The sequence below is a fragment of the Methanobrevibacter sp. genome, assembly GCF_045644645.1.
Classification (GTDB): Archaea; Methanobacteriota; Methanobacteria; order Methanobacteriales; family Methanobacteriaceae; genus Methanocatella.
In genome coordinates, this window is record NZ_JAZRHE010000010.1 from 1 (window position 1) to 17,634 (window position 17,634).

Annotated in this window: 18 protein-coding genes; 9 read left to right on the forward strand and 9 right to left on the reverse strand. The window is 34.7% G+C overall.

Annotation, left to right across the window (positions count from 1 at the left end; genetic code table 11):
- Window positions 1–248 precede the first annotated feature (248 nt).
- From top6B to ACKI4K_RS00415, 5 genes are all read left to right on the forward strand, one after another.
- Window positions 249–1,955, forward strand: a complete 1,707-nt coding sequence (gene top6B, locus ACKI4K_RS00395) for a DNA topoisomerase VI subunit B (protein WP_407421161.1) — start codon at window positions 249–251, stop codon at window positions 1,953–1,955.
- Window positions 1,956–1,963: 8 nt separating this feature from the next.
- The gene (locus tag ACKI4K_RS00400; protein WP_407421163.1) at window positions 1,964–3,064 is read left to right on the forward strand and encodes a DNA topoisomerase IV subunit A; all 1,101 of its coding nucleotides are present in this window, start codon (window positions 1,964–1,966) and stop codon (window positions 3,062–3,064) included.
- 101 nt (window positions 3,065–3,165) lie between these two features.
- Window positions 3,166–3,438, forward strand: a complete 273-nt coding sequence (locus ACKI4K_RS00405) for a metal-sensing transcriptional repressor (protein ID WP_407421165.1) — start codon at window positions 3,166–3,168, stop codon at window positions 3,436–3,438.
- Between the two features lie 64 nt (window positions 3,439–3,502).
- Window positions 3,503–5,368 (forward strand): heavy metal translocating P-type ATPase, encoded by a 1,866-nt coding sequence (locus tag ACKI4K_RS00410; RefSeq protein WP_407421167.1) that lies wholly within the window; start codon window positions 3,503–3,505, stop codon window positions 5,366–5,368.
- A gap of 31 nt (window positions 5,369–5,399) precedes the next feature.
- Window positions 5,400–5,603: a heavy-metal-associated domain-containing protein gene (locus ACKI4K_RS00415; RefSeq protein WP_287411023.1), complete on the forward strand. Its 204-nt coding sequence runs from the start codon at window positions 5,400–5,402 to the stop codon at window positions 5,601–5,603.
- 2 nt (window positions 5,604–5,605) lie between these two features.
- On the opposite strand, the gene ACKI4K_RS00420 is transcribed toward ACKI4K_RS00415, so the two are convergent.
- Entirely contained in the window at window positions 5,606–6,373 is a 768-nt protein-coding gene (locus ACKI4K_RS00420) for an alpha/beta fold hydrolase (RefSeq protein ID WP_407421169.1), read from the reverse strand.
- Window positions 6,374–6,545: 172 nt separating this feature from the next.
- Between ACKI4K_RS00420 and ACKI4K_RS00425 the strand changes: the two genes are divergently transcribed.
- Together ACKI4K_RS00425 and ACKI4K_RS00430 are read left to right on the forward strand one after the other, a co-directional pair.
- Window positions 6,546–7,562, forward strand: a complete 1,017-nt coding sequence (locus tag ACKI4K_RS00425) for a phosphorylating glyceraldehyde-3-phosphate dehydrogenase (protein ID WP_407421171.1) — start codon at window positions 6,546–6,548, stop codon at window positions 7,560–7,562.
- Window positions 7,563–7,597: 35 nt separating this feature from the next.
- Window positions 7,598–8,434, forward strand: coding sequence for a TIM barrel protein (locus ACKI4K_RS00430; RefSeq protein ID WP_407421172.1), 837 nt, complete (start codon window positions 7,598–7,600; stop codon window positions 8,432–8,434).
- On the opposite strand, the gene ACKI4K_RS00435 is transcribed toward ACKI4K_RS00430, so the two are convergent.
- Window positions 8,431–8,937, reverse strand: coding sequence for a zinc ribbon domain-containing protein (locus tag ACKI4K_RS00435; protein WP_407421174.1), 507 nt, complete (start codon window positions 8,935–8,937; stop codon window positions 8,431–8,433). The two genes, ACKI4K_RS00430 and ACKI4K_RS00435, sit on opposite strands and share 4 nt — an antisense overlap.
- Window positions 8,938–8,947: 10 nt before the next feature.
- A complete protein-coding gene (locus ACKI4K_RS00440) occupies window positions 8,948–10,021 on the reverse strand; it encodes a metallophosphoesterase (RefSeq protein WP_407421176.1) in 1,074 nt (357 codons plus the stop codon).
- Window positions 10,022–10,124: 103 nt separating this feature from the next.
- On the opposite strand from ACKI4K_RS00440, the gene ACKI4K_RS00445 reads away from it, so the two are divergent.
- Window positions 10,125–11,249 (forward strand): AAA family ATPase, encoded by a 1,125-nt coding sequence (locus ACKI4K_RS00445; protein ID WP_407421178.1) that lies wholly within the window; start codon window positions 10,125–10,127, stop codon window positions 11,247–11,249.
- Here ACKI4K_RS00445 and hemA read toward each other — a convergent pair whose 3' ends face one another.
- The 3 genes from hemA to ACKI4K_RS00460 are packed head-to-tail and all read right to left on the reverse strand — an operon-like array spanning window position 11,250 to window position 13,550.
- Window positions 11,250–12,449: a glutamyl-tRNA reductase gene (hemA, locus tag ACKI4K_RS00450; protein WP_407421181.1), complete on the reverse strand. Its 1,200-nt coding sequence runs from the start codon at window positions 12,447–12,449 to the stop codon at window positions 11,250–11,252.
- Entirely contained in the window at window positions 12,446–13,066 is a 621-nt protein-coding gene (locus ACKI4K_RS00455; RefSeq protein ID WP_407421183.1) for a bifunctional precorrin-2 dehydrogenase/sirohydrochlorin ferrochelatase, read from the reverse strand. The genes hemA and ACKI4K_RS00455 overlap by 4 nt, the downstream gene beginning before the upstream one ends.
- 1 nt (window position 13,067) lies before the next feature.
- A complete protein-coding gene (locus tag ACKI4K_RS00460) occupies window positions 13,068–13,550 on the reverse strand; it encodes a methanogenesis marker 9 domain-containing protein (protein ID WP_407421185.1) in 483 nt (160 codons plus the stop codon).
- A gap of 174 nt (window positions 13,551–13,724) precedes the next feature.
- On the opposite strand from ACKI4K_RS00460, the gene ACKI4K_RS00465 reads away from it, so the two are divergent.
- Window positions 13,725–14,417, forward strand: a complete 693-nt coding sequence (locus ACKI4K_RS00465; RefSeq protein ID WP_407421187.1) for a M48 family metallopeptidase — start codon at window positions 13,725–13,727, stop codon at window positions 14,415–14,417.
- An 8-nt stretch (window positions 14,418–14,425) separates the two neighbouring features.
- Here ACKI4K_RS00465 and atwA read toward each other — a convergent pair whose 3' ends face one another.
- The 3 genes from atwA to ACKI4K_RS00480 all read right to left on the reverse strand — a co-directional run bounded on the left by atwA (window position 14,426) and on the right by ACKI4K_RS00480 (window position 17,633).
- Window positions 14,426–16,024 (reverse strand): methyl coenzyme M reductase system, component A2, encoded by a 1,599-nt coding sequence (gene atwA / locus ACKI4K_RS00470; protein WP_407421189.1) that lies wholly within the window; start codon window positions 16,022–16,024, stop codon window positions 14,426–14,428.
- Window positions 16,025–16,131: 107 nt separating this feature from the next.
- Entirely contained in the window at window positions 16,132–16,842 is a 711-nt protein-coding gene (locus ACKI4K_RS00475) for an MJ0144 family RNA dihydrouridine synthase-like protein (protein ID WP_407421233.1), read from the reverse strand.
- Between the two features lie 29 nt (window positions 16,843–16,871).
- Complete coding sequence (locus ACKI4K_RS00480) at window positions 16,872–17,633, reverse strand: GTP cyclohydrolase III (protein ID WP_407421191.1); 762 nt, start codon at window positions 17,631–17,633, stop codon at window positions 16,872–16,874.
- Window position 17,634 lies beyond the last annotated feature (1 nt).

Genomic DNA, 17,634 nt, shown 5'->3' on the forward strand with positions numbered 1-17,634 from the left:
TTTTAATAAAAAATAGCTATGATAATTATCTGAATAATAGCATAATATTATATACTTCAACAAACATATATAGATAGCATAGTATAAATACTATATTTTCTTTATGTTTTAAAATTATTATTTTATCGTATATTTAATCAAGTTAGATAGGGTAATGAAAAAATATTACTTTTCAAATGCTCTCTCATCTGATTTAAATATAATCATCATAATAAAAATAAACATATAAAATTTTTAGGAGGAAAATTTTGTCACAGCAAGAACCAGGACTCGACTGGAGGAATGATTTTAAAAACTTGACTCCATCTGAGTTTTTTAGAAAAAACAAACAGATGTTAGGATTTACTGGTAAAATCCGTTCTTTAACTATTGTATTCCACGAATTGATTACAAACAGTTTTGATGCATGTGAAGAATCTGGAATTCTGCCTGAAATTGACATCGAATTAAAAAGAATTGATAAAGAACATTATGTCCTCAGACACAAGGATAACGGTCCGGGTATCCCTGAAGACTATGTAATGAGGGTATACTGTAGTATGTTTGCGGGATCCAAATTCAGAAACATCCAATCAAGAGGACAGCAGGGTTTAGGTTGTAGTGGATGTGTGCTTTTATCACAAATGACTACAGGTAAACCTGCCCGCGTAATTTCATGTTATAAAGATGGCGATGAGATTAAAGGGGTGAAAATGAAGTTCCAAATGGATGTTAAAAACAATAGAGGAATCCTAATGGAACGTGAGGATTATCCTGCTGAAAGTACTGGAGTCTGCATTGAATTGCAATTCAAAGAGGTTTCCTACTCTTTAGCTGAACAGGGTGCTTTTGAATATATCAGAAGAACCATGATCGGAAACCCTCATGCAAAAATTACATTCAGAGACCCGTCAGGACACAAATACATCTTCAAAAGAGCTGCCGATATTGTCCCAGTACTTCCAAAAGAAGTATTGCCTCACCCTAAAGGTGTGAGCGCTGATGATATAATGACAATGGCGCAAAACACAGACAGCAGAAGATATAAAAGTATGTTAACTTCATCACTTTCAAGAATGTCAAACAAAAGGGCGGATGAAATAGCAGAAATGACTGGAATTGACATGAATAAACGTCCTAAAGCAATGACATTCCAAGAAGCAGAAGCTATTGTGAAATGCTTTAAGAAAATGAAGTTCATGGCCCCTCCAACTGACGGACTCATACCTATCGGATCTGAACAGATTGAAAAAGGTATGAAACAAATCCTCAAACCTGAATTCGTTACTACAATTACAAGAAAACCTGTAACATATAGTGGTGGTGTTTCATTCATTATCGAAGCAGGACTTGCCTACGGCGGAGAGGCCGGAAGAGTTGTTAATGAACAAAGAAAATCTGAAATTATGAGATTTGCAAACAGGGTTCCATTAACATTCGATGCAGGAAGCTGTGCAATTACTGAAGCTTTAAAAAGTATTGACTGGAAACGTTATGGCCTAAGAGATATGGACAATACCCCATTAACCTTATTTGTAAACATTATCTCCACTCAGGTACCTTACCTTTCAACCGGTAAGCAAAGTGTTTCACCAGAACCTGAAATAGTTCATGAAATAAGACAGGCAACTATGAAATTAGCCCGTAAACTGCAAAAACATATCAGGGCTAAAAGGGCAGCTAAAGAAAAAGAAAAACGTTCAAAAGTATTTGAAGATTATGTGCCTGTAATCATTGAAGAAGCTGCAAAATTAGGTGAAACCGGTGTCCCTGAATATCAGGAGGTTCTAGCGAAAGTAACCAAAAGGGCTCTTGCAGAACTACTCGGTGAAAAAGTGGAAGAGGAAGAAGAGGAAGAAGAACTTGATGCAATCATCATGGAAGAACTTGATGAACGTGGATACGCTGTTGAAGCGGACCAATCATCATTGGACACATTCCAAGAAGAAGATGAAGATGAGGATTTCGAGGAATAGGTGATTAAATGGCTGAAGTAGAACAAAAAAAGCAAACCCATAAGGAAGAAAGGCAAAAATACACACTCAATAAATTAAAAGGTTTAGGTCAGGAAATTATTGAGGATGTTGAAAAAACTAAAGTTCCAAGTATTAGAGTTCCTTCCAGAGGTACCGGAAACATCGTTTATGATGATGCTAAAAGATATTACGTATTAGGTGACAGATTCGGTCATAGATCATTAGGTAACGTAAAGCAAATTAGAAAATTAGGTCAGATGGTTTATGTGGGAAACTTCTGTAAAGACCTGGTTGCAAGAGAAAAAACCGCAACAATCAGGGAAATGTATTACGTTTCTGAAGGTTGGGGAATCAGTTTTAAAACACAGCAGGAATCAAACATTGTTGGAGAGGACTTGGAAGTAACTCTCGGAGTTACCCGTGAGGAATTGGGTTTAATGCCTGAGGAAGACGGTGCATCAGTTTACGGTGACCTTACATTAATAGATGAGGGTACAGAAATCAATGCCTCCAAAATGGGAAAGTCAGGATATACAATCTCACCAACAATCGATCAGGTAGAACTGATGGACTGCAATGTCGATAAAGTATTGGCTGTGGAAACCATGGGAATGTTCCATAGGTTAGTGCAGGAAAATGCTCACAAAAGATTTAATTGTTTGATTGTTGGGCTTAAAGGACAGGCCGCCCGTGCAACAAGAAGATTCATTAAAAGACTTAATGAAGAAAAAGGCTTGCCAGTCTATATCTGTAACGACGGAGACCCTTGGGGATTCCACATTGCACAGGTAATTATTTCCGGAAGTGCAAAATTGGCTCACGTTAATCACCAGTTAGCCACTCCCGATGCAAAATTCATCGGAGTGACAGCATCCGACATCATCAACTATGATTTGCCAACCGACAAACTCAAGGATGTTGACGTCATGAGATTAAAAGAGCTTTCAAAAGACCCAAGGTATAAAACCGATTTCTGGCAAACGGAAATTAAAAAGATGCTTAAAATTGGTAAGAAAGCAGAACAGCAATCTTTCTCAAAATATGGGCTCGAATATGTAGTGGACACATACTTCCCAGCCAAATTTGAGGAAATGGAAAATCAAGCATAGGCTTGAAATTTTCCTCCTTCTTTTTTTATTTTTTTCTTACAAAACGAAACCTTTATATACTATTTCTAATATATACCCCCATAGGTATAGGATGTGTTATTATGAAAGAATGTATGGATAGTGAAAATTTACATCGACGCCTTAAAAAAATCATCGGCCAGATTAATGCAATAGACCGCATGATTGATGAAGATATTGAATGTGAACAGATATTAATGCAGGTAAATGCTGCAAAATCCGCTTTACATAAAGTTGGACATATAATTGTTGAAGGACATCTTGAACACTGTGTTAAAGAAGCAATTAAAGATGAAGATGTAGATGACGCATTGGGCGAAATTTCATCAATTTTAGAATACTACTCCAGAATTTAATTTTTTTTTAAAATAACTTGATATACCTATGGGGGTATACCCATACAAATAGGAGGTCATTAAAATGAAATTCACAAGAGAACAAAAAATGGACTTGACAAGAATTTTAATCTCTGCAGTAACCATTATTGCAAGTTTTATATTATCTCTTGATTATCTAGCATGGATTGCAGTCATCCTTTGTGGAATGCCAATATTCAAAGAATGTATTGAAGGACTAATCACAGAATTTGACATAAAAGCAGATCTACTTGTTTCAATGGCCATCATAGCATCAATTATTATTGGTGAGGTATTTGCTGCAGGTGAAATTGCAACAATTATGGCTATTGGAGGATTTTTAGAAGAATATACAGTTATAAAAACTCAAGGAAGAATTGAAGAACTTGTAAACATAATCCCCCAAGTTGCAACAAGAATTAAAAATGGAATTGAAGAAAAAATATCTGTCGAAAATGTATGTGTCGGTGATATCTTAAAAGTGCTTCCAGGTGAAAACATACCTACAGATGGAGTCATTATTGCCGGAGAAACTTCAATTGACCAGTCCACATTAACAGGTGAATCAATTCCAGTGGACAAAAAGGAGTATGAGAAAGTATACAGCGGAACAATCAATCTTTACGGTTCATTCACAATGAAAACTACAAAAATCAGCCAAGAGAGTTCTCTTCAAAAACTGATAAGATTGGTTGAATCCTCAAAACCTGAAAATGCAAAAATTGTCAGAACAGCAGATAAATGGGCAACAATGATTGTTGTAATAGCATTTACAGCAGCAGTTTTAACCTATTTATTTACATTTGAAATAAGCAGATCGGTTACAATTTTAGTAGTTTTCTGCCCATGTGCATTGGTTCTGGCCACACCAACTGCGATTATGGCAGCAATCGGAAACCTAACAAAATATGGTATTTTGGTAAAGGACGGGGCATCCCTTGAAGAGTTAGCTCACGTTGACGAACTGGTATTCGATAAAACAGGGACATTGACCTATGGAACCCCCAAAGTCGTTAATGTCATCTCAAACTGCCCCCAAGAAATGATGTATTTACTTACATCTCTTGAATCAAGATCAGAACACCCCCTAGCAAAAGCAATTGTCAAAGATTATGAAGGAGACGATTTAGCAGAAGTCAGCGACTTTAAGATGCATATCGGAAAAGGAGTTAGTGGAAACATCAATGGCTCGAAAGTAATTGCCGGAAATAGAAAACTCATTGAATCAGAAGATATTCCGTTAGAATACTTTCAAGAACCTCAAAACGGTGAAATTGAAATGTATGTTGCAAAAGACTGGGAAATTATGGGAAAAGTATATCTTGCAGATACATTACGCGAAACTTCAAAACAAGCCATAAGAAATCTGAAAAGACTAAGGGTCAAAACAACATTGCTTACAGGCGACAATGAAAAAACTGCAAATCATATTGCAGAACAAGTGAAAGTTAGAAATGTAAAATCCAACTGTTTACCCGAAGACAAAACAGAATACATTAAAAGAGAACAAATGCTTGGACATAAAGTTGCTATGATTGGAGATGGAATAAATGACGCACCATCCTTAAGAAAAGCAAATGTCGGAATAGCTATGGGCAGTGTGGGAAGCGACATTAGCGTTGAAGCCGCAAACATTACATTGATAAATGACAATATAGAAGACATTCCACATTTAATAGGAATTGCACGACAAACAATAAGAATAATAAGTACTGGAATTGGATTTGCATTATCCTTAAACATTATTGCAATGGCATTAGCCATTTCAGGACTTTTAAATCCTATTGAAGGAGCACTAATTCACAATATCGGATCAGTTATTGTAATTATTTATTCATCAACCCTTGTGAATTACAAAATCTCAAAGAAAGACTACAAAGGAGCAGAAAAATTTGGTGTGACTAAAAATTTAAATAACTCAAAAGCATAATATTAACCATCAATAGAAAAGGTGATATTTTATGGCTGAAAAAGAAATAAAAGTTGTGGGTATGCACTGCCCATCATGCGTGAATGCTGTAGAATTATGTTTAAAGGACGTGGATGGAATTGAAGATGCAAAAGCAGATTTGGATTCCGGAATTACCACAATCACAATGTCTGGTGACGTAAGCGATGCAGACATTAATGAAGCTGTTGAAGAAGCAGGCTTTAAAGTAGAATAATTCTACTTCTCTTCTCTTTTTTTATAAAAACTTTTTAAGATATCTAAAATTTCTTCGTTATTTCTGCCAACCAACAAATTATGTTTTACATCATCAAAAACAATTAGTTTGGAGTCTTTAATTTTACTTTTCAAATCAATTTGTGAATCCAAAAGAGATATTTCATCATATTTCCCCGCCAAGACTAATGTTGGAACATCAATTTCTGACAATTCATTTTCAACATTAAAATTCAAGCAGACATCAACAGCCTGAATATATGCTTGAGTGTTGGCGGTTTGTGAAGCCAATTCCTTTAAAAAGTTTAATTCATCCAAATTATCCTCAATCACATCAGGACATAAAACCATCGGCAGCATCACATCATAAAAATCTTCAAAGCTATTCTCCAATGCATATTTAAGTTTATTTAAGATATCAGCCAGATATTCATCGGACCTATAGAAAGTTGACATTAATACCAATGATGAAACCATTTTAGAATATCTGACGGTGAAATCAAGCGCAACAGCACCTCCAAGTGAAAAACCTATGAGATTGGCATTTTTAATCTCCAAGTTATCCAAAAGATTTTTTAAATCATTTGTTAACAAATCCATTGTAACTGCATCACTTCCAAGTTCCGTTTCACCATGACCCCTTAAATCAATCCGCAATACCCGATAATCATTTTTAAGATTGCTGGCTAAAAATTCCCAAAAAAGAAGATTGTCTGAAAGTCCATGAATGAAAACTAAAGTTTCCCCACTTCCTTCGATTTTATAATTCATAAGTAATACTTTATAGGATACAGCTTAAATATTTTGACGGCATGAAAATTTGACATATCCATTCAAAAATTTCATCAGATAACCTCAAAACACAATCATCAAATTATAAATAACTTAACCAACAAACCTTAAAGTATATAATAAATTAATTATTATAAAAAAAGGGATTGAAATGAAAACTGTTGCTATTAATGGTTATGGAACCATCGGTAAAAGAGTGGCTGATGCAGTGGCTGCTCAAGATGATATGAAAATAGTTGGTGTAAGTAAAACTAGACCAAACTATGAAGCAAGAACTGCAGTCGAAGAAAAAGGCTATCCTCTATACATTGGAATTCCAGAAAGAGAACAATTATTTAAAGATGCCGGAATCGAAATAGCAGGTACCGTTGAGGACATGATACAGGAAGCTGATGTCGTTGTTGATTGTACCCCTGGAAGTATCGGACCGCAAAACCTCGAGATGTATAAAAAAGCAGGGGTTAAAGCCATCTACCAAGGTGGAGAAGACCATGACCTAACTGGTCTTTCATTTAATGCTTTTGGTAATTATGATGATTCCTATGGTGCAGATTACACCAGAGTAGTTTCATGTAACACCACTGGATTAACTCGTACATTATCTACAATTGATCCGATTGCAGACATTAAGAAGGTAAGGGCAGTAATGGTTAGAAGAGGATCTGATCCATCCGAAATTAAAAAAGGACCAATTAATGCAATTGTTCCAAATCCTCCGAAAGTACCTTCCCACCACGGCCCTGATGTGCAGACCGTAATGAAGGGCATTGACGTGACCACCATGGCATTGCTTGTACCTACTACATTAATGCACCAACACAACATCATGGTTGAAATTAATAACGAAGTTGAAACCGAAGAAATCATCGAAGCTTTAGAAAAACGTTCTAGAGTAATCGTTGTTTCAGCTGAAGAAGGTTTAGGTTCAACTGCCGAGTTAATGGAATATGCTAAAGAACTTGGAAGAAACAGGAATGACTTGTATGAAATTCCAGTTTGGAAAGAATCCATTAATGTTGTAGGCAATGAGCTATTCTACATGCAAGCAGTGCATCAGGAATCTGATGTAATACCTGAAAACATTGATGCAATTCGTGCACTTTTAGAAATGGAAAGTGACAGCGAAAAATCAATTGCAAAAACAAACAAAGCTATGGGAATATTCTAAATTCCCCCTTTTTTTACTATTTTTTAATGATTTAAATGAAGCATAAAGTACTTTTTGGACCTGCTGGAAGTCCTGTTAATTATAATGGTGCTGCTTATAAAGCTCCAAAATATATTTCTGAAGAAAATTTGGATTCATATGAATACCAAACTCCATATGGAGTCAGAATCGGTGAAAAAGCTGCAAAAACACTAAAAGATGAATCGCAAAAACACGATGTTTTGGTTTCCATGCACGCACCATATTACATTAACTTATGTGCTAAAGACGAATCAAAACTTGACAAAAGCATTGGACATTTGATAACCGCCGCCCGTGCAGGCGAATGGATGGGAGCTTACAGAATAGTGTTCCACCCCGGAGCATATATGAATCGCAAGCCTGCAAAAGCAATGGAAATATCTAAAACAACAGTCAATAGATTATTTGAAGAGCTTGAAGCGGAAGGTATCGAAGAGTTTACTTTTGCTCCCGAAACAACCGGCAAACGTGCACAACTTGGAAATGTAGGTGAAGTGGTTGAATTGTGTGCAACATTTGACCATTTTGAACCAACAATTGACTTTGCTCATGTCCATGCACGTGGACGAGGATTTTTAAATAAAAAAGAGGATTATAACTGTATTTTTTCCACAATTGAAGATAATTTAGACATTGATATCCTGCATTGCCATTTCACAACAATTGAATATGGCCAGGGAGGCGAGGTAAAACATCACATTTTAGATGAAAGTGATGAATACGGGCCAAACATCAAAGACCTGCTGGCCAATTTAATTGACAATGGATGGAAAGCAAACATCATCTGTGAAACCCCGCTTCGTGATTTAGATTCACTAAAAATGAAGGAAATATACGAACAGATGATTTAGTAATCCTTTACGGAATTAATTAAATCATCCAATTCTTTAGTTAGATTTTTTACTTCCTTTTTGCTATTGTCCGCAATATGAATAATTAATTCATCAATAAGGTCTTCTAACTTATCGATAATCATCTTTAAAGTGCCGATCTTATTGTCCAATTCCTTTTTAATTTTGTTTGAAGGCCTGTCGGATAAATCAATTATATCCATTGCAACTTCAACATTGTTATAAAAAACATTATTGCTGTTGTTTATTGTTGAAATAAAATTTTTATAGCTAATATCTGAAGGGTCAAATTCATTATTTATCAATTTTACTGCTTTGGTCACCTTCACATCATATTCCCTATTTAAATTTTCAATTTTGATTTTGTATTTTAAAAAGAAATCTTTATCATGAATTAGTCTAAAATCATCACTTTTTCCAACTTTAACGCCACAATTCGGACAGAAATTATCAGATATTTCCAATTTGTTTCCACAGTTCATGCAAAATTTAGATTGACTCATAATAAACCTCTTAATTTTTTCTTAATTTTAAAATTACCAATTCAGAATCTGTCCCCCACCGCATTGGAGTATCCATAGAACCAACACCAGTTGTTACATGCAAATATTTATCCAAATCATTTTTAAAAAGACCTTCATTATATTTGAACATCAGCTCTGTTAAAAATATGGCAGGGTAAAATTGTCCTCCATGAGTATGGCCGGACAATTGTATATCAAAACCCAATGATGAAAATTCATCCCACCTATAAGGAACATGATAATTAACAATATTAACCAAATCAGGATTTAAGCTATCCCTAATTTCATCAGCGGTCGGCATTTCAATATCTCCAAAACTGTATGTCAGACCGTATATGTTTAAATCCTTAAACTCGAATTTGTCATTGTCCAAAACAATGATTCCTGCATTTTTACAAGCATCAATGACACTGCCGACACCAGGATAGAAATCATGATTTCCCGGCGTGAAGATTATTGGCATATTAACCTCTTTGAATGCATCAAAATCATGACTTTCAACAACCGATGACCCGTCAGCCAAATCCCCTGAGATGATGACCAGTTCACAGGCATCTTCCAATTCCTTTAATTTATCCGCAATCTGTTTAATTAACTCTTTATGCCTAACTGCACCAAAATGCACATCAGACAATTGAACAATATCAATGTCTTGAGTTAACTTATCCAATTTCAATACGCGTTCATTGACAACTAACTTATGAGCTTTATAATAATTGTAAATGCCTAAAACAGGAACAATGGCCAATAATATATAGATTAACAGCTTTGGGATTTCAACAAATACGCCAATCAAATAAATTATAATAACCTCTATGAAAAACATTAAGGATGCCCACATCCAAACCCCATCTAGGGTTTGCAAAAATCTTGTAATTTTTCTTGATTTTTTAGCTTCGAATATCATTGGAATGACACGTAACAAACCAAATAATACCGCCAGTATGACTAAGAGAGCATCATTTATTCCTCCAATTAACAAGAATATATATTTTAGTAGGAAAAATTGAAATACAACATAAAATGGAGTTGAAAATAATACCCTTCTTGTTCTAAAGCTCATGATTCAGCACCTACATTTAATTTATAATATCTACTATTTAAATAATAAAACATACAAATATGAGAAATGTTAAAAATTAGTGAAAAATCTAGGAAGTGACTTGTTGAAAACAGATAATAAAAAGCCAGAAATTAAATCCACTAATCAAAAATCAGCTAAGAAAGAAAACGAAAACAAAGAATATGCAGAATATGTTGTTCTTAAAGCTGTAGGTTATCCATTCGACTTTAATTTAATGGAAAATGACTTCGAAATCAATAATAAAAAACTATTTGAAGAATATGCTCGAGAACAATGGTTAGGATTGGAAGTGAACGAAAACTCATATCTTTTTGATCAAAAAATCATACCTGATTACGGTTTTGAAATCATAACCGCAAAACCAAATGGTTCAATAATTTCTGAAAAAACCAAAATCAAGCTTATCGATGCAGATATCAATAAATCAAAGGATGAAATCAAATTTGACAGCACCCTTAAGCTTTCAGATATTGTTGGTCAAAAAAATGCCAAGAATAAAGTTAAAGTTCTAATCAAATATCTGGAGAATCCCGAAAAATTCGGACCATGGGCTCCAAAAAACATCTTATTTTATGGGCTTCCCGGTACCGGTAAAACCATGCTTGTCAAAGCATTGTCAAATGAACTTGAAGTTCCGCTTCATTTAATAAAGGCCACTTCACTGATAGGCGACCATGTCGGAGACGGTGCATCCAAAATTCATGACTTATTTAAAAAAGCCAGTGAAAACTCACCATCCATAATTTTTATTGATGAAATCGATGCTATTGCACTTCACAGATCATTTCAATCATTGAGAGGAGATGTTTCTGAAATCGTTAACTCACTATTAACTGAAATGGATGGGATAAGTGAAAATAATTCAGTTATAACAATTGGAGCCACCAACAATCCAACCTCTTTGGATTATGCTGTCAGAAGCAGGTTTGAAGAAGAGATAGAATTCACTTTGCCTGCGGAAGAGGAGAGAAAAGAAATATTGGAAAACAATCTTAAAACCATGCCTTTAGAATATGATTTGGATATCAATAAGATCGTTAAAATAACAAAAGGCATATCCGGGAGAGACTTAAAAGAAAAAATACTTAAAGTTGCCCTTCACAATGCAATAGCCAATGATGATGAAATCATTACAATGAAAAATATCGAATATTCAATACACTCCAGCAAGATCAAAAATGTTGATGTTAAAGGAATGTTTGAATAATCAATCTGAATCAAAAATATACTCAACAGCAGCAAGAACTTCTTTATTTTCTTGTTTTGCTGCATTTTTTACTTTTTTAGAAATATCGAAAAATATTTTGTTAACAATAGAATTTGTTAAATTATCAAGAATTTTTGCACTACCATCTACATCAGCCAACTTAACACTTGCTTTTTGAGTTTCACGTTGCCTTATCTCTTCCATAGATATTCTTAAATTAGCAAGTATATCATCAACTTCCATTATTTTAAAGGATTCTTTAAGTAAAATATACTCTTCGTTGATGATGTTTTCAGCTTCACCAAATTCATTAATTCTAAGCTGAGTATTCACCTCAGCAATTTCCCTTAAATCATCGATATTAAATAATTTAACGCCAATATCTGAAACATCCTCAGAAATATCACGAGGATTGGCAATATCCACCATCATCAAGTCTTCATGAGCCATATCAATTCCCAACAGACGTTCCTTATTGATGATAGTATGTGGAGCACTTGTTGCACTAATTACCAAATCCGCTTCGGCAAGATATTTTTCAAGCTCATTGAATAAAATAGCTTCCCCGCCCAGAACCTCTGCAAGCTCAACGGCAACATAATAAGTCCTATTAGCAACAAAAATAGCATTCAAATCTTTCTCAGCAAGGGCCTTAGCAACCAGCCTGCCCATTTTTCCAGCACCAATAACCAGAACAGACTTATCATCAAGACAACCCATATGCTTTTCAGCAAGATCAATTGCTGCGGATCCGATTGAAACAGATCCCTTATTGATATTAGTCTTATTTCTGACAACCTGACCCACATGAATTGCTTTGGTAAAAACAGCATCCAAAACCTTACCGCAATGATGGTTCTTAACCGCCTTATTTTTAGAATCCTTGACCTGGCCTAAAATTTGATCTTCACCAACAATCATTGATTCCAAACCGGAAGCCATCCTTAACAAATGAATTATGGCAGACTGATCATACTCTATTATGATATTTTGATTTTCATGAGACAATAATTCCTCATCTTCACAAATATGCTCATTGTGAATATAATATTCCTTTCTATTACATGTGGAAATCTCAATATATTCATTAATAGAATATTTTTCTTGTAATTTCCAAAATAAATCATCAATATCCTTTGAAATATTCTCCATTGATTGAATATCTGCAATTTTATGGTCTACTCTTAAATTAAGTATCAATCTAATCCCCTTATTAAGTTATCAATATACAATTTGGCCTCATCAATCTGATTATTCTTAATGAATTCCATGATTTTTTCATCCTCAAAAATCTCATAAAGATATTTTCGCCTTTCTTTTTGATCATCAATAGAACCTTTTAAAATCGAACGAGCATAATCCTGAAGTTCAATTTCCAAAATATCCTCCTTAGAGATTATCGATTGAATTTTTTTTCTTAATTGACGGGCCATTAATGGACTTTTTCCATTAGTAAAAATAGATATTTCAACATCTCCAATTTCAAAGCTTGTAGGAACAATAATATCTCCCTTCTGCGGAAAATCTGCCCGATTTATTAACTTATCTTGAGCAATATCCGAAACATGATTAGACAACTCTTCATCACCGCTGGCCATTACAACCAAATCACACCATTCGACCAATTCATCCACATCATCAATAGAACATAAAACAGCCCCTTTATCCTCTAAATCCTTAGATAAATTATTTCCTGCCAATTTTACATTAGCGCCATGGTCTAAAAATTTGTTTGCTCGTCTGGTTGCAACTTCTCCAGTGCCTAAAATAAATACATTTAGATTAGATGTTTTGAAATAAAGAGAAGTCCAATCCATTTTAATCAGAATTTTCAAGTGAACGAGCATGCAATACTTTCACTGCTGCTCTTAAATCATTATTACATTCAGTTAGAACATTCATAGCCTCAAGTTTAGTTACATTGAATGTTTCGGCCAATGCTTCGGCTTTTTCATCAGGATCGGGTTTTTTAACACCAACCAATCTTTCAGACAATTCCTTTTTCAAGTCCAAATATTCATCATGACTCATGCCCATGTTTCTTAATGTCATATCTCTCAAAGGGCATGGTTTAGATGGTTTACAACACCATACAAGTGATCCAAAACAAGTTCCAGCACCTTCACCCAATCTGGTTTCTCTTCCGAATTGAGTTTTGATTTCAATAAACTCTTGGGGAGTTAAATTAACTTCTTGCAAAGCATTCAGTACAGGGCATGGTTTTATTGGAGGGCAGCAAAAAGCGAGTCCCCTTATATCTCCCCCCCTACAAATGTGAGACGGTGCATCTTCCCAAGTCATAATAATCCTCCAAAATAATTTTCATTCTCAATAATAACAGTAATTATAAAATATTAATATAATTTTTGAAATAATGAATATATAACCTTTTTTGTAAAAAGGGAATATTTTTTGATAACACAAATATTGATTAAAGTTTTTATAATCCCATGACCTATCTTAATATAGGTTTTTATGAATAGTGAAAAAATACAAATTGAAAATATAGACATCACACTACACAGAAAAAACATCAAGAATATGTATCTTAGAGTTTTACCTCCAAATGGCAAGGTAGTTATCTCAGCGCCCCTTTTCATATCGGATGAGGATATAGTCAACTTTGTAAAATTCAGAAAAGAATGGATATTGAAAAAACAACACATTATTCAAAACAGTGAAATACAAGCCCCTTTAAAATATAAATCCGGTGAAAAGCATTTCCTCTGGGGAAAGGAATACCTATTGAAATTAGTTTCAAAAAATGATTTGAAAAGGATAACTATAGATTATGACAATTTGATAATTTACCTTCCCGTTGAAAAAAGAAGCAAAAAAGAAACTAGGGAAAAGAAATTAAATGAGCTATATCGCCAGGAACTTAAAAAAGCTATTCCCCCAGTATTGGAAAAATGTGTAAAAATTGTCGGGAAAAGACCTTCTGAAGTAAAAGTAAGGAACATGAAGAATTGGGGAAACTGCAGATACCAAGATAAAAGAATCACACTAAACCTAAAATTAGCAAAAAAAGATCCAATCTGTTTGGAATATGTAATGATTCATGAACTGTGTCATTTGATTGAATTTAATCATGGAAAAAAATTTAAAAAGTTAATGGACGAATTCTGTCCAAACTGGAAAAAAATAAAAAAAATATTAAATGAATAGAAGATTACCTATTCTCTTTTAAGCATGTCTTCTTTTTCATCTGGAGTCAATTGTTGTACTATCTCTTCAGGAGTTCCAATATCCAAGAGTTTTCCTCCCCTCATCAAAGCGGCTCTGTCACAAACATCCAATACAAAGTCCATATCGTGGGAAATGATAATGAATGTCTGTTCTAATTCTTCACGTGCTTTCAAGATGGAATCGGTTACAACAACACGAGTAACAGGATCCATAGTACCTGTAGGTTCGTCTAAAACAATAATATTAGGTTCCTTAATTAAGACCTGTGCAAGAGCAACCCTATGCTTTTCTCCAACACTTAACTGGTCAGGATATTTATCAAGAATGCTGTTGGCTACAGCATCAGTGAATCCTACAGTAGTTAATGCATGAATAGCTTTAATTTTACCGAACTCCGCAGGCAAGTTTAAACTGATGGCATCAGTCAAGTTGCCTAAAATAGTCCTGTGAGGATATAATGAATATTCCTGATGTAATAAGCCAATATACGGCATGATACGACCACGGTTTAAAGGACCTACCTTAGTCATGTCAATCCATTCATCACCAAGCTTGATTTCGATTTCACCACTACTTGGCTCAGTCAATCCCATCAACATTCTTGTAGTGGTAGTTTTACCAGAACCGCTTAGCCCCACAATACCGAAAATCTCTTCTTTATTGATTTCTAAGCTAATTCCATCAACGGCTTTGACTACTCCCCTTTCAATGGAATAATAATGTTTTTTGACATCTTTAAGGATTACCTCTTTTTCACCTGATTCATGGGTTTCAGATTTTTTAGGAACAGGTACAGTTTCCATGAAATGTTCTACAACAAGGTGAGGGTCGCCTTCCTCTTTGATTTGACCGTCTTCAAGCCAGATTACATTATCAGCAAGTTCTGTCATTACTTCAGGCCAGTGGGATGTGATTAACATGGTGATTCCTTCATCTTTCACACCTTCTTTTAAGGTATTGTGAAGCTTGACTGCAGTTTGTGGATCCAAAGTACCAGTTGGTTCATCTGCCAAAAATGTCATAGGCTGTTTTGCCAATTGTCTTGCAAGCACAACCCTCTGTTTTTCCCCACCACTCAAGTCACGAGCAATGTGAGTAATCCTATGGTTCATTTGAACCATTTCCAACAATTCCAAAGCGAAGTATAAACCTTCTTCATAATCCATATCTTCAGGCATTGCCCTCATAACATTTTCAATAACGGTTTCCTCATCATACAATGCAAAGTTACGTTGCAACATGATGGAAATTCTTCTTTTAATGCTTGCAAACAATTTCCTTTCAGCATTAAAGAAATCAACTTCTTTAGCTTCCAAAGTTCCTCCGCAACGACATTTTTCACCAATGTGTGACGGTGAGTCAACTGCCAAACAATCCGGACATACTGCAAGGTTCATTATGATGCTGCCTGCATCAGGCTTATAATCCAATGTACCTCTGAGCATATTGATTAAAACAGATTTTCCACTTCCACTACGTCCCAAAATACCTAAAGTTTCGCCTTCATTAATTTTCAAATTAATATCTTTAAGAACATCAACACCGTCAAAAGTTTTTGTAATATTCTCAAGAGTTATAAAGTCCATGAAATCACCTATTGAAATAATTTATATCCTAAACCATTAATAATACTTTCTAATAACAATTGTTTTAAAGCAGGAATGATTATTTTCCATAACAATTGTTTAAAAAATTAAAATTGAGAAATATTAAAGTCCAAATTACCTGAAATAACTGAACGGGCCATTGAAAAACCATAAACCCCTGCTTCAATCATTTTTTTAATGTTGTCTTCACAATTCATGGAATTATTACCGATTACCCTAATTTCAGTATTATCGCAAATTTCTTTTACAAGATCATAATCAGCATCGAAAACGCCTTTTTTCATGGCATCAACATGCAAGTAATCAGCACCCGCACTTTCAATTTGTTTAGCAATCTCCAACGTATCAAGACCCTCTATATTTGCCCTAATCTTAACAGAAACTTCACAGTCAACATTATCAACAACTTGAGATATGAAATTTTCTAAATCCTGCCTTTTCAACAATTCCTGCCCACAACCAATAGCTATAATCTCCTCTTGGCGACAATGACAATTGATTTCGACAATATCCAAATACTTAATTTTACCTGCTTCTATAATCGGTTGCGGAGTTGTTGCCCTGACGTTTGCAGATACCTTTACATCCTTGTGAACTTCTTTTATTGAAGCGACCTCATTTTCAATGTGTGAAAATATTTCATCCAAAGGAAAATCAAACTCTTTTCTTCCCCTTTCAACAATCCTTTTACTTGCTTCAATTGTAGGGACATCTAAACTGTATCCCCCCAAAGTAGCTACATCAAAACCATAGGGAATAACCTTATTCAAAAATTCTGAATTAGAAATCCCCGCCATTGGAGCAACTACCTTCATCATGATTTCACTTAATACTCTTTTTCGATAACCCAAGTCCACATTTCATTATTATTGGCACGAATCTCTTCCAAACCAATATCTGCCATATATGCTGCATCTTCAGCATTTTTGCCTCTGCCTATGCCGGCTTTGAGTTTGATTCCAATTTCCTCATCAATCTCAATCATTATCTCTTCAATTTCCTTTTCTGACAGGCCGTTGCATGGGGACATGAAATTGTCTCCACCGATGAAAAACAGCAATGCTCCTTTTTTGATTAATTTGGTCATCAAATAATGTTGAGCCTTGTTAACCATAAAACTAGTGTCAAAAGCGGATTCAATATCAGTTAAAGTTTCAGTTACACTATTAATATCAATATGAGCTGCCTGAACAAAGCTGTCTTCTTCACTGACCAGACTGTCAATAGCTAAAATTTCTTTTCTCTCACCAGATTGAGCGCTGCCTGCCTTTTGAAGAGCAATAGTCGCTAACTTTTGTGCTTCATGAGGAGTTTCAGCTGCCCCTACACCCATACTTATGGTAATGGGATACCTATTTCTGATGGACCTCTGAATTCTTAAATGATCTTCTTCATCAAGACCATTGGAAATTGCAAGTAAATTATCAAATCGGGTAAAGAAAACTAAACCTTTTTTATTACCGAAATGATTATTTAAATCAGCAAATAAACTTGCCTGAAGCATTTGTAAATCAGATTCTGTACGCGGCCTTGGAGTTACGGTCCACGGTCCGTAGTTGTCAATTTGTATTAATGTCATTTGTATCATT

Excerpts from the sequence above, each read along its gene's own strand:
- ACKI4K_RS00455 (WP_407421183.1), bottom strand. The coding sequence starts at position 13,066 with ATGGATTGGACTTCTCTTTATTTCAAAACATCTAATCTAAATGTATTT.
- ACKI4K_RS00430 (WP_407421172.1), top strand. The coding sequence starts at position 7,598 with ATGAAGCATAAAGTACTTTTTGGACCTGCTGGAAGTCCTGTTAATTAT.
- ACKI4K_RS00440 (WP_407421176.1), bottom strand. The coding sequence starts at position 10,021 with ATGAGCTTTAGAACAAGAAGGGTATTATTTTCAACTCCATTTTATGTT.
- ACKI4K_RS00405 (WP_407421165.1), top strand. The coding sequence starts at position 3,166 with ATGAAAGAATGTATGGATAGTGAAAATTTACATCGACGCCTTAAAAAA.
- ACKI4K_RS00420 (WP_407421169.1), bottom strand. The coding sequence starts at position 6,373 with ATGAATTATAAAATCGAAGGAAGTGGGGAAACTTTAGTTTTCATTCAT.
- ACKI4K_RS00400 (WP_407421163.1), top strand. The coding sequence starts at position 1,964 with ATGGCTGAAGTAGAACAAAAAAAGCAAACCCATAAGGAAGAAAGGCAA.
- ACKI4K_RS00415 (WP_287411023.1), top strand. The coding sequence starts at position 5,400 with ATGGCTGAAAAAGAAATAAAAGTTGTGGGTATGCACTGCCCATCATGC.
- ACKI4K_RS00425 (WP_407421171.1), top strand. The coding sequence starts at position 6,546 with ATGAAAACTGTTGCTATTAATGGTTATGGAACCATCGGTAAAAGAGTG.
- ACKI4K_RS00465 (WP_407421187.1), top strand. The coding sequence starts at position 13,725 with ATGAATAGTGAAAAAATACAAATTGAAAATATAGACATCACACTACAC.
- ACKI4K_RS00480 (WP_407421191.1), bottom strand. The coding sequence starts at position 17,633 with ATGATACAAATGACATTAATACAAATTGACAACTACGGACCGTGGACC.
- ACKI4K_RS00410 (WP_407421167.1), top strand. The coding sequence starts at position 3,503 with ATGAAATTCACAAGAGAACAAAAAATGGACTTGACAAGAATTTTAATC.
- atwA (WP_407421189.1), bottom strand. The coding sequence starts at position 16,024 with ATGGACTTTATAACTCTTGAGAATATTACAAAAACTTTTGACGGTGTT.
- ACKI4K_RS00435 (WP_407421174.1), bottom strand. The coding sequence starts at position 8,937 with ATGAGTCAATCTAAATTTTGCATGAACTGTGGAAACAAATTGGAAATA.
- ACKI4K_RS00475 (WP_407421233.1), bottom strand. The coding sequence starts at position 16,842 with ATGGCGGGGATTTCTAATTCAGAATTTTTGAATAAGGTTATTCCCTAT.
- ACKI4K_RS00460 (WP_407421185.1), bottom strand. The coding sequence starts at position 13,550 with ATGACTTGGGAAGATGCACCGTCTCACATTTGTAGGGGGGGAGATATA.